Raw genomic sequence first — 11,584 nt, 5'->3', positions numbered from 1 at the left:
TCCGGGTGCGGGGCCGGCGCGGCGCGGCCCTCGTGCTCCTTCCGCTCGCCGTCGTCGGGATCGGCGCGGCGTTCCTCGCCGACGAGGGGCCCGGCCCGGTGCCGCTGCACGACCGGCCGATCGTGGCCGCGACGTTGGCCTGCCCCGATCTGGGGATGACCCCGCCCGGCGCCGGCGACCCGCTGGAGCCTGCCGGCGGCGTTCGGCTGGACGTGCGCACCGGCGGGCTGGCGGACGGCCGCGTGACGGTGGCGCCCGGTGACCGCGAGGTTCGCACCGCTCGCGGCGCCGGGCGGCTCACGCTGCCGCCGGTCGAGGGCGGTGGTCGTGACGGCGCACTACAGGTCGCCGCGCGCGACCGGCTGGCGCCGGGACTGTCGGCCACGGTCACGGCACCGGGAGACGGCGCCGGTCCGGCGCGGGCCCGTTGCGTTCCGGCCTCGTCCCGGACCTGGTTCGTGGGTCCGTCGACCGTGGCGGGTCGCGACCCGGTCGTCGTGTTCGCGAACCTGAGTGATCAGCCCTCCCAGGCCGCCGTGCGGGTGTTCGCGGATGGTCCGGCCGGTCCCGCCCGCCAGGTGTCGGTGCCCGCCGGGGGGACGCTCACCCGCCGGCTGGCCGCGTTCGCCCCGGAAGCCACCGTGACGGCCCTGGACGTCGAGGTGACCGCCGGCCGACTGCTCGTCTGGGTGAGCGACCGATCGAGCGCGGCCGGCCCGTTCGCCGCCTCCCGGTTCGTCCCGGCGACCGCGCCGCCGGCGAGCCGGCTGCTGCTCGGCGGCGTCGTCGTGCCGGTCGGGCCGCCCGCCCCGGCGGCCACCCTGGCGCTCGCCGCCCCCGGCCGGGCGGCGACCGTCCGGGTCAGCGTGCTGACCCAGGCCGGCTCGCGTGTTCCGGTCGGTTTGGAGGCGGTGCGGGTGCCGGCCGGTGGAGCGATCGCCGTGCCGGCGCCGTTGCCGGCCGGGGCGGCGAGTGCGGTCCTGGTCGAGTCGACCGCCACCGGGGCGGGTGGCGCGGCCACCGGTGCCCCCGTCGTCGCCGGGCTGGGCGTGGCCTCGGGCTGGCCCGGGGTGTGGACCTGGGCCGTCGCCACCCGGATCCAGTCCTCCTCGGGCGGCCAGGGCCTGGATGCGTACGGTCGCGGCACCGGGCTGTCCCGGCTGGACGGTCCCACATCGGGTGCCGGAACCGCGCCGGACGCCGTCGTCGCCGTGCCACCCACGCCGCCGGGAGCGGCGGGTGCCGTCGTCCTCACCGCTCCCCTGGGGCCCGTCACGGCCTGGCTGGACGGCGCGGAGGTGCGGCTGCGGCCCGGTTCCGTCGCCGCGCTACCCGTGCCGACCGGGCCGGGCGGGGGCAGCCTCTCCGCGGTCGGTGGGCCGCTGGTGGCGACGGTCGTCTCCGGCGCCGCGCCGATGCCCGGTGCGGGCGTCCGCGCGGCACCGGCCGCCGGCGCCGGGCCGGCCGCCGGCGCCATGCTGCCGCGGATCCTGTCGGCCGTGGTGCCGCTGTCGGGTGCGGCCCGCGTTCTTGACGTTCCCGCGGTCGTCGCCGATCCGGCGGTTGCCTACCGTTGATCGGCCGATCGCCCTCGGGTGAACGCCCACCGCCGCGGGAGCGTCCGCTCAGCCGCCGTGGGCGGCGAGGAACACCCGGCCGTGTCCGGTCAGAGTGACCTCCGCCGGGGCGGTCACCAGGGCGGAGGCGCCGCGGCGCAGGGTGAGCGGGCCGACGGGCTTCCCGTCCGCGGTCGCGTCGGCCACGACCTCGCCGTCGACGACCAGCAGCACCGTGGGACGGCCCACCGCGAGGCGGCCGCCGGCGAGCACCGCCTCGGTCAGGACGAAGTCGGTGACGGGGACGTCCCAGCCGCGCAGCAGACCGCTGGGACCGACGCGCAGGGTGCGCGGGGTGAGCAGGGGCGCCGCGACCGGTGTCGGGTCGAGGATCCGAAGCAGCTCGTCGACGTCGATGTGCTTGGGGGTCAGGCCGCCGCGCAGCACGTTGTCGGACGTGGCCATGATTTCGATGCCGAGGCCGGCGACGTAGGCGTGCAGCATTCTGGCCGGCTGGAACAGCCCCTCACCCGGGCGCAGCGTGACGTCGTTGAGCAGCAGGGCGGCGGCGATCCCCACGTCACCCGGGTGCGCGGCGGCCAGCCGGGCGACCAGGTCCGCGGCGCGGCCGAGATCGTCCGGAGGCCCGTCGACGCCGGTGGGGCTCTCGCCGCCGCGCAGCCGTCCGGCGGCGGTGATCAGCTCGCGGACCAGCGCCCGGGCGGGTTGGGCCGGCATGGTCAACAAGGTTCGCAGCACCGTGGCGGTGCCGCTGCGCGGATCGTCGGCGAGCGGGCGGAAGGCCGCGGCCAGCGCGGGCGAGCCGAGCCCGGCTACGACCGCCAGGGTGCGCGCCGGGTCACGCATACCGGCAAGGGCCCGGAAGGGCGTGAGCGCGACGACGAGCTCGGGCTTGTGGTTGCGATCCCGGTAGCGCCGCTCGGGCCCGTCCACGGCCAGACCGGCCGCCTCGTCGGCGTCGTAGCCCGCCCGGGCCTGATCCAGGTCCGGATGCACCTGCAGCGACAACGCCTTGTCGGCCGCGAGCACCTTCAGCAGAAACGGCAGCGGACCCACCAGATCGGCGGCCGGCAGCCGGACGCCGTCCGCCTCGGCGAGCGCCGGTGCCACCGGATGGGTGCCCAGCCAGAGCTCGGCGACCGGGTCACCGTCGGCGGGCGTGCCGAGCAGGTCGGGAATGGCCGTCGGTGATCCCCACGCGTAGGCCTGCTCGGCGCCGTGCAGCGCCAGCAGACGGGCCGGGCCGACGGTCGCCGGGGGCGGTGTGGCCTGGCAGTTTCCGGGTGTCGGCGGCACACCTAGGTGCGTCGAGGACGCGGTGTTCCTGGTCACGATCTCCCTCGCAGCGGCGTGCGGTGGCGGCGGGCGCCGATCGGTCGGCGCCGCCTACTCCTCGTCGCCCCAGCCATGGCCCTCCGGGTCGATCACTGCCGGATCGACGCCCATCATCTCAGCCACCTCGTGGATGATCGCGTCGAGCACCAGCTCGGCGAGATCCTCCGCGTCGAGCGCCCGCGCCTCGATCGGCCGGCGGTAGACCACGATCCGCCGTGGGGTGCCTGACCGGCCCTTTCCGTTCGCCGGCTGGAATCTGGCGAGCGGGATCTCCTCGTCGGAGACCGCCACCGGCGGCACGTCCTCAACCGCGAACTCGACCTCGGCCAGCTCCGCCGACCAGCGGTGATCCAGGTGTTCCACCGCGTCCAGGACGAAGTCGTCGAACCGGTCGCCGCGGGTCGCGTAGGCAGGCACGTCCGGCGGCAGCAACATGCCGCGGATGCCCCGACCGCGCCGATCGCGGCGCCGCCGGGGGCGGATCGGCCCGGTGGCCGCCGGGAACCGTTCGAGCTCGGTCACCCTGTGAGCGTAGCGTTCGTGAACGGGCCCCGGCCGACGTCGGGCGGGCGCGTGCTCACCACGGCACCTTCGGGGTGGGCGCAGCGCTCGCCAGAGGCCGGCCGGTCCCACGGCCGGCGCACGCACGCAGGTCCGGCCAGCGGCGGTCCACGCCGTCGCGGCGGCCGGCACCCGGCCCGCCATCCGGGCCGTCGGCACTCGCGTGCCACCCGGGCGGCTGGCCTCGACGCCCTCCCATCCCGAGGAGGTTCCACGATCAGATGATTTCGATATCCGGCCGGACCCGCTCGCCACGCTCAGTTTTGGCTGCGGGGCGCGATGAAATGGTCGACAGCGCGTGACGATTCAGCCTCGCGTCACGCGACACGACGAGAGGTGGTGGCCGTCGCCCGTTCCGGGGGCTACCGTCCGGAACGTGAAGCCTCGGCGCTGCTCCCGCTCGGCCTGTTCCGCAGCCGCGGTCGCGACGCTCACGTATGCCTACGCCGAGTCGACAGCAGTGCTGGGCCCGCTGTCTCCATACGTCGAGCCGCATTCGTACGACCTGTGCGGCACCCACGCCGACCGGCTCACCGTGCCGCTCGGCTGGGCCGTCGTCCGGCTCGAGGCCGAAGCGGCGAACGAGGCTGGCCGCGAGGTGGCCGGGGATGACCTGGAGGCGCTCGCGGACGCGGTGCGCGAGGCCTCCCGGCGTGGCCCCGAGTCGCCCCGCCGGGGCCCGGAGCCGCCTCCCGGCGGCGGTCCTCAGGGGCCGCAGGGCGGCGGGCCGCCTGGCGGCCGGCGCGGCCATCTACGGGCGGTTCCGAGCCCGTCCTGACGGTTCACCCGCCGTCCTGGCGAACCTGCCAGGTGCCGTCCGCCGTGGGCGTGGCCACCACGGTCGGGCGGTTCGCCAGTCGCCTCCGCTGTGGGTCCCGCGTGGGCTCGTCGCGGATCCGGTCCCGGCGGGGTCAGCCCCGCCGGATATCGTCGTCCCCTGTGACGGCGGCAGGCGCCGAGCAGACCGGGTACCCCTCACCCGGTGCCGGGGGACACTGGGAAGGTGGGAAGGGCTATGCGCGATCTCTCGCGGATCTTCAAGGCGTACGACGTCCGGGGCGTGGTTCCGTCGGAGTTCGACACCGACATCGCCCGGCAGACCGGCGCCGCGTTCGTGCGACTGACCGGCGCTGACCGGATCGTCACGGCGCACGATATGCGGGAGTCGTCGGTGCCGCTGGCCGCCGCGTTCGCGCAGGGCGCCACCGAGCAGGGCGCGGACGTCATCCTGGCCGGCCTCGGCTCCACCGACCTGCTGTACTTCGCGGCCGGGTCGCTCGACATCCCCGGGGCGATGTTCACCGCGTCGCACAATCCGGCCAAGTACAACGGCATCAAGCTCTGCCGGGCCGGCGCGGCGCCGATCGGCCAGGAGACCGGGTTGGCCGAGATCCGCGAGATGGTCGAGCGGGGCGTCCCGGCCGGTCCCGGTCGGCGCGGCGCGATCACCGAGCGCGACCTGCTGGCCGACTATGTCCGCCACCTGCGCACTCTCGTCGACCTGAGCGCCATCCGTCCGCTCGCCGTCGCCGTCGACGCCGGCAACGGCATGGGCGGGCTGACCGTGCCGGCGACGTTTGACGGACTGCCGGTGAAGGTCATCCCGCTCTACTTCGAGCTCGACGGCTCCTTCCCGAACCACGAGGCCAACCCGATCGAGCCGGCGAACCTGCGTGACCTGCAGGCGGCGGTCCGCGCGTCCGGCGCCGACATCGGACTCGCCTTCGACGGCGACGCCGACCGCTGCTTCGTCGTCGACGAGCGGGGCGAGATCGTCTCCCCGTCGGTCATCACCGCGCTGGTGGCCGACCGCGAGCTCGCGCGCGAACCCGGCGGCACGATCATCCACAACGTGATCGTCAGCCAGGGCGTGCCCGAGCTCGTCACCGAGCGGGGCGGCGTACCCGTGCGAACCCGGGTCGGTCACTCGTTCATCAAGGCCGAGATGGCCCGCACGGGGGCGATCTTCGGGGGCGAGCACTCCGGGCACTTCTACTTCCGGGACTTCTGGCGGGCGGACTCGGGCATGCTCGCGGCGCTGCACGTCCTCGCCGCCCTCGGCGGCCAGGATCGGCCGCTGTCCGAGCTGCTCGACGGCTACGCGCGCTACAGTGCCTCCGGGGAGATCAACTCCGAGGTGGCGGACGCCACCGCCGAGATGCTGGCGGTCGAGAAGCGCTATGCCCCGAACGCCACCGCGGTCGATCACCTTGACGGGCTGACCGTCACCTTCGCCGATAGTTCGTGGTTCAATTTGCGCCCGTCCAACACCGAGCCGCTGCTGCGGCTCAACGTCGAGGGCCCTGACGACGCGACGATGAGCCGACTGCGCGACGAGATCCTCGCGCAGGTCCGGAGCGGAAAGGAAGCCTGATGAGCCTCGACCCGCTGCTGCTGGAGATTCTCGCCTGCCCGTGCAGCAAGCACGGCGACCTGCGACCGGAGGAGCTTGACGGCGCCCCCGTGCTCGTCTGCGCCGCCTGCGGCCTTGCCTTTCCGGTACGGGACGACATTCCGGTGATGCTTCTCGACGAGGCCGTGCCCTTCCCCGGATCCGCCGCGTCGGCGTCGAGCTGACGTCGGCGTGTTCCTCGACGAGGCCGTCCTCGACGACGCCGCCCGACTCGACGCCGGCGCTGTCGCGGCCCTGCTGCCGCACGTGGCGTCCGCCGGGCCGCAGGTCCGGCAGAGCGCGGTGCTCGCCCAGGAGGCCGGTGTCGACCGCCTGGCTGCCGACGGGCGCCCCAGGGCCATCCTGGTCGCCGGCGTGGACGGGTCGGCGCTGGCCGCCGGCTTCCTGGCCGCCGCGGTCGGTCCGACGAGCCCGGTCCCGATCATCGGCCATCACGAACACGGCCTGCCGGGCTGGGTCGGGGTCTCCGACCTGGTCCTCGCCGTCTCGGCCTCCGGGACCTCAGCGGAAACCCGCTCGGCGGTGGAGGAGGCGAACCGGCGCGGAGCACGCGTGGCCGTGGTCGCACCGACCGACACCCCGCTGGCGCATCTGGCCGCGGTCGCCGGAGCGCCGCTCGTGCCGCTCGTCGGGCAGCGGCCATCCCACACCGCGTTCTGGTCGCTGACGGTTCCGCTGTTCGTCATCGCCCGCGCGCTCGGCATCGTCCGGACCGGGGACGCGGCTGTCGAGGCAGCGGCGACCCGGCTGGAGGACGTGGCCACCCGGTGCCGCCCGTCGAGCGAATCGTTCGTCAACCCGGCCAAGACGCTCGCGCTGGAGCTGGCCGGCACCCTGCCGATCTTCCTGGGCACCTCGCCGGTGACCGCGGTCGCGGCCGAGCGGGCGGCCGTCCAGCTGTCCGCGACCGCGAAGTACCCGGCCCTCGTGGGAACACTGCCGCATCCTGGCTACTACCAGGTGGCGCTGTTCGACGGCCCGTTCGGCGCCGGTCTGGGCGGGCGCGGCGGGAGTGGCTCCACCGGCGTGGGCGACCTGGATAACTTCTTTCGCGACCGGGTCGAGGACGAGGAGGAGTCGGTCCGGCTGCGACTGATCCTGCTGCGCGATCCGACCGCTGAGCGGACCGAGGTCTCCCGCCAGGCCGATGCCGCCGTCTCCGCCGCCGCCGAGCGGGGTGTCGGAGTCACGGAACTGCGGGCCGAGGGCGTCGACCCGCTGGAACGCCTCGCGTCCCTGATCGGACTGTTCGACTTCACCGGCGTCTATCTGGCTCTCGCCCTCGGGATCGACCCCAGCCAGACTCCCGCCGCCGTGCGAGACCTCGGCCGCTAACCCCGTCGTCGCCACCCGCCGGCCTCATCCGGTGCGGCGGGAACGGTGCAACGGCGCCAGCTTCGTGCTCGGCTGAGTCGACCTGGCCAAGCACGAAGCCACCCGCCGAGCTACCGCCCCCCGCGGTTCTGGCCGCCACCGTTCTGGCCGCCACCGCCGCCGGTCTGGCCCCCGCCGGTCTGGCCGCCGCCAGTCTGGCCTGCGCCAGTCTGGCCTGCGCCGGTCTGGCCGCCACCCTGGGTTGTCCCGGTGAGGCCGGGCGCGATCTGCTGGCCAAGGTTCTGCAACAGACCTGGAAGGCCCGGTGTCTGGGTCAGTGCCGGTGCCGGTGCTGGCGGCGGCGTGTTCTGCAGACCGCCCTTGGTACCGCGCGCCACCGTGGGGTCGGCGTCGGGCAGCGGCACGACCGGCAGTGCCGCCAGCGCCGCCTGCATCGACTTGCCCCAGATGATCGCCGGAAGGTCACCGCCGAAGACCTCCGGCCAGGTACGGCCGTTTGCCACGACGTTGCGCAGCGGGTGCTGCTCCGCGCCGGAGGGGTCGCCGACCGAAACCGCCGCCGTCATCTGCGGAGTGAAGCCGACATACCAGGCGGCGGAGAACTCGTCGGTGGTGCCGGTCTTACCGGCCGACGGCCGGCCGATCGCGGCGTTGGTGCCGGTGCCGTTGATCGGCACACCTTCCAGCACGCTGGACACCGTGTCCGCGACGCCCTTCGCCAGCACCTGTTCGCACTGTGGTCCGTTGGCGAGGTCGATCGCCGTCTGGCTCGAGTCCACCACCCCGGTGGCGAAGCGCGGTGTGCAGCGCAGTCCGCCCGCAGCGATCGTCGCGTAGGCGTCAGCCATCTGCAGCGGTGACACGTACATGTACTGACCACCGCCGATCGCCGTCGCACCATCGGTGGCACCGATCCTGTCCGCCTGCGGCGGGCTGACACCGAGCCGCTTGGCCATCTCCAGCACGGCCGGGATGCCGACCTTCTCGGCCAACTGCACGTAGAAGGTGTTCACCGAATCCCAGGTGCCGCGTGGGATGTCGTAGATGCCCGCCTCGGACTCGGCCGAGTTCGAGTAGCCCTTGGGGCAGTCGCCCTCACCGCGGTCCAGCGGGAACTTCTTGCTGACGTAGCACGCCGGCGAGTAGAACGCGGTCGAGGTGCCGTAGCCCTGCTCGAGCGCCGCGGCCAGCACGAAGGTCTTGAAGGTCGAACCAGGCTGGAACGTCGCCTTGGTGGGCAACGGGACCACGGTCTGGTTGCTGGCGATGTCCGGGCCGTAGACCCGGTTGACCGCTATCGCCAGGATGTTGCCGGTGCCCGGTTGGATGACCACCTCGGTCGCGGAGACGCGGCTGTCGGTGGGGATCGTCGAGTTCACGGCGTCCTGGGCGGCCTGCTGCACCTGGGGGTCCAGTGTGGTGTGGATGACGAGGCCGCCCTCGTAGATGCGCCGGTTGCGTTCCTCCAGGGTGCTGCCGAGGGCCGGGCTCGCCTGGAGCTGGGACCGGACGTAGTCGCAGAAGAACGGCGCCTTCGACGTGACGCACGAGTCCGCGGCCGGGGGCGGTGTGGGCACGACGTTGAGGGGCACCTGCTTGTCGGCATCCGCCTGCGTCGGGGTGATGTACTTGTTTTCGACCATCTTGTCGAGCACCGTGTTGCGGCGGACGAGCGCGGCCTGCGGATGCGCGGCCGGGTTGTACCGGGACGGGCTCTGGACGAGACCGGCGAGCAGCGCGGCCTGCTGCACGTTCACCTGGGAGATCGGCACGCCGAAGTAGTGCTCCGCGGCCGTGCCGACGCCGTAGGCGCCATCGCCGAAGTAGGCGATGTTCAGGTACCGCTCGAGGATCTCGTCCTTGGAGAGGCGCTTCTCGATATCGAGGGCGTACCGCAGCTCCTGGATCTTGCGGTCGAGCGAGTCGCCGGCGGCGACCTCGCGTTCCTGCGCGGTGCGGGCGTTCTGGAGCAGCACGTTCTTCACGTACTGCTGGGTGAGGGTCGAGCCACCCTGGGCGACGCCGCCCGACTCGCTGTTGCGCAGCGCGGCGCGCAGCACCCCCTGCGGGTCCACGCCGCCGTGCTCGTAGAAGCGGGCGTCCTCGATTGCGACGATGGCTTCCCGCATGACCTTGGGGATCTGGTTGCCCGGCACCACAATGCGGTTCTCGGCACCGCGCAGCGTGGCGATCACCGAGTTGTCCGAGGCCAGAATCACGGAGCTCTGCGGTAGCGGCGGAGTGACCAGCTCGCTGGGCAGGCCGAGGAAGTGATCGGCGCTGCCCTTGGCGAACAGGCCGACCGCCCCGACGAGCGGCAGCGCCAACAATGCCACGACCAGGCCGAGAACCGTCGCGATCAGCGCCATCTTCCGCGCCAGCAACCGCCGGTCGACCGGCGGCCGAAACGCTCTGGAGCCCTTTGGCACACCGTCGGGCGGGCCCGACGGAGGTGCTGCCCGGGAGCCGGACGCGCCATCACCACCACTGTCCGCGGGCGAGGCCGTGCTGTCGCCGAACTCCTGGCCGGTGCCGGCATCCACGTCGGGCAGGACCGCGGTCCGGCCGCCGGCAGTCGGCCGCGAACCGGCGGATCTCGTCGCCTTCACCGCGGCTCCGACGGCCGCCCGGGCGCCAGGCCGCTTCGGGGCGCCGGGCCCCGGCGGCGCGGCCGTCGGCCGCGGCGGGGTGGCCGCGCGTTCAGCGGCGACCGACCGAGGCTGACCGCCGGCGCGCTGGGGCGTCTGCGCCGAATACGCGCGGGTGGGCCCCGCGTCGACCGGGCCCACCCGGGCAGATCCGGCCTGGGCCGAACCCGCACGCGGCGAGCCACCCGCCGGTGGGACGGGCAGGGATGGAGTGCTTGACTCCCGTCCGCCAGACGTCGACGTCACCCCCTCGGTGGGCCGGCGAGCTCGCCGGGATCTTCGTGGACGCTCACCAAGCATGCGGGAGCCCGCGCTTGGTCGCTCCTTGGCATCCGCGCCACGCGAATGATCCGGGCGTTCCCTACCGAGCCGGACGTGGCCCGGGGTGCGCACCTCGTCGCGTTTGTTGCGAAGGAGAGTCCTATACCGCAGGTAACGGTAGACGAGCGGTTCCCTGCCGAGTCATCTGGCAGGCTCCGTGTGTGCGGCACATCCCACATTGTCTAACGCACGTCGAAAGGGTGGGGATCTGGTGACCCGCGCTCCGCTGCGGTCTCGCCGGGCCGGGTGGGCGCCGCCGTCCGCAGCAGGCGCCGCGCCTTCTGGGCCTCGAAGTCGAGCGCCGCGACGGGCGGCGGCGGTGGGATGCGGCGGTGGGATGCGGCGGGTGAGGCGGCCGAGGCGGCGCACGTCGGCCGCAACCTCCGGCTCGGCCAGCACCCGCACGGCGAACGCGATGCTAGTACCGGTGGGAGTAGTCCGGTCCGCGTGGTGGACCGGCGGGGATCGGCACCGCCGGGCGGGTCGGCGTCCAGGGCGGTGCCGCGGACAAGCCCGGCTGTGCGCTGGCCGGTCGCTGCGCGATGAGACGTGCGTAGCTGCGACGACTCCGCTCGGCCAGCACGGCCGACAGATAGGCCCAGCCCGGCGTTCCGGGTGGGGGTGGTGGCGTGACGACGGTCCGCATCTCGCCGACCAGGCCGCTACCGAGGCGTTCGAGTGCCGGCGGAGACAGCGCGTGCGCCCGGCTGAGGAACTGGCGCGCCCGCAGCGCGAGCGAGTCGTCCAGGCCGGACAGGTCGAGCAGGCTGGCCCAGCCGAGCAGGGCGGGCGGTACGAACGGCGGTGCGCCCACCGTCCGCGGAACGCTGACCTGGAGGACGACCGTCCCGGCGAACACGTCTCCCAGCCGTTTGCTGGTCCGGGAGGACAGCATGCTGATGATTGCTGGCAGCCCGAGCAGGGCGCCCGGACGCTCCACGACCGCACCGATGAGGCCCCGGGCGAACGCGTGCCGGAAGTGGATCGGCCCGCCGTCGTCGCGAACCACCCGAAGCCCCATGACCATCTTGCCCAGGGTTCGCCCGCGGCTGAGCGTCTCGCACGTGACCGGGTAGCCCACCAGCACGGTGACGTACACCAGCAGAGTTATGGCGGCGACCAGCGCGTCGTCTCCGGGCCGCACGATCAGGAAGATCGTCGAGCTCACGCTGCCGAGGATGTAGAGCTGGGCGAGCAGGTCGATCAGCGCGGCCACCAGCCGGGAACCCAGCCGAGCCACTCGCAGGTCGACCGCGACGGCTTCGCCGCTCACGATCGTCTCGGCGCCCACCGCGGGAGCCGGACGCCGACCGCCGGGCGGTTGGCTCCGCACGGCCTGGTTCATGCGGGCCCCCGGATTCTCGGCATGTGTCCGCGCATCACCCTACGGTGTT

9 protein-coding genes are annotated in these 11,584 nt (G+C 73.7%); 5 read left to right on the top strand and 4 right to left on the bottom strand.

The window, feature by feature from the left end:
• The first annotated feature begins 5 nt into the window (after window positions 1-5).
• Window positions 6-1,577, top strand: a complete 1,572-nt coding sequence (locus tag MXD60_RS04195) for a DUF5719 family protein (protein ID WP_248817616.1) — start codon at window positions 6-8, stop codon at window positions 1,575-1,577.
• Between the two features lie 48 nt (window positions 1,578-1,625).
• On the opposite strand, the gene manA is transcribed toward MXD60_RS04195, so the two are convergent.
• A complete protein-coding gene (manA, locus tag MXD60_RS04190) occupies window positions 1,626-2,909 on the bottom strand; it encodes a mannose-6-phosphate isomerase, class I (protein ID WP_518467318.1) in 1,284 nt (427 codons plus the stop codon).
• 54 nt (window positions 2,910-2,963) lie between these two features.
• Window positions 2,964-3,434, bottom strand: a complete 471-nt coding sequence (locus tag MXD60_RS04185; RefSeq protein WP_248817615.1) for a metallopeptidase family protein — start codon at window positions 3,432-3,434, stop codon at window positions 2,964-2,966.
• 415 nt (window positions 3,435-3,849) lie between these two features.
• On the opposite strand from MXD60_RS04185, the gene MXD60_RS04180 reads away from it, so the two are divergent.
• From MXD60_RS04180 to MXD60_RS04165, 4 genes are all read left to right on the top strand, one after another.
• Window positions 3,850-4,251, top strand: coding sequence for a DUF3499 domain-containing protein (locus tag MXD60_RS04180; RefSeq protein ID WP_248817614.1), 402 nt, complete (start codon window positions 3,850-3,852; stop codon window positions 4,249-4,251).
• Between the two features lie 237 nt (window positions 4,252-4,488).
• The gene (locus tag MXD60_RS04175; protein ID WP_248817613.1) at window positions 4,489-5,847 is read left to right on the top strand and encodes a phosphomannomutase/phosphoglucomutase; all 1,359 of its coding nucleotides are present in this window, start codon (window positions 4,489-4,491) and stop codon (window positions 5,845-5,847) included.
• Complete coding sequence (locus MXD60_RS04170) at window positions 5,847-6,050, top strand: Trm112 family protein (protein WP_248817612.1); 204 nt, start codon at window positions 5,847-5,849, stop codon at window positions 6,048-6,050. The genes MXD60_RS04175 and MXD60_RS04170 overlap by 1 nt, the downstream gene beginning before the upstream one ends.
• A gap of 7 nt (window positions 6,051-6,057) precedes the next feature.
• Window positions 6,058-7,221 (top strand): SIS domain-containing protein, encoded by a 1,164-nt coding sequence (locus MXD60_RS04165; RefSeq protein WP_248817611.1) that lies wholly within the window; start codon window positions 6,058-6,060, stop codon window positions 7,219-7,221.
• A gap of 110 nt (window positions 7,222-7,331) precedes the next feature.
• Here the strand turns inward: MXD60_RS04165 and MXD60_RS04160 are convergent, their stop codons facing one another.
• Both MXD60_RS04160 and MXD60_RS04155 read right to left on the bottom strand, forming a co-directional pair.
• On the bottom strand, window positions 7,332-10,169 hold the full coding sequence (locus tag MXD60_RS04160; RefSeq protein WP_518467315.1) for a transglycosylase domain-containing protein: 2,838 nt from the start codon (window positions 10,167-10,169) through the stop codon (window positions 7,332-7,334).
• Between the two features lie 439 nt (window positions 10,170-10,608).
• On the bottom strand, window positions 10,609-11,463 hold the full coding sequence (locus MXD60_RS04155) for an RDD family protein (RefSeq protein WP_518467313.1): 855 nt from the start codon (window positions 11,461-11,463) through the stop codon (window positions 10,609-10,611).
• Between the last annotated feature and the right edge of the window lie 121 nt (window positions 11,464-11,584).

This window comes from Frankia sp. AgB32, from assembly GCF_023243045.1.
Classification (GTDB): domain Bacteria; phylum Actinomycetota; class Actinomycetes; order Frankiales; family Frankiaceae; genus Frankia.
This window is presented reverse-complemented; position numbering and strand designations above follow the sequence as displayed.

Bases quoted from the DNA above. Each gene is read 5' to 3' on its own strand.
- MXD60_RS04170 (WP_248817612.1), top strand. From the start codon at position 5,847: ATGAGCCTCGACCCGCTGCTGCTGGAGATTCTCGCCTGCCCGTGCAGC.
- MXD60_RS04175 (WP_248817613.1), top strand. From the start codon at position 4,489: ATGCGCGATCTCTCGCGGATCTTCAAGGCGTACGACGTCCGGGGCGTG.
- MXD60_RS04160 (WP_518467315.1), bottom strand. From the start codon at position 10,169: ATGCTTGGTGAGCGTCCACGAAGATCCCGGCGAGCTCGCCGGCCCACC.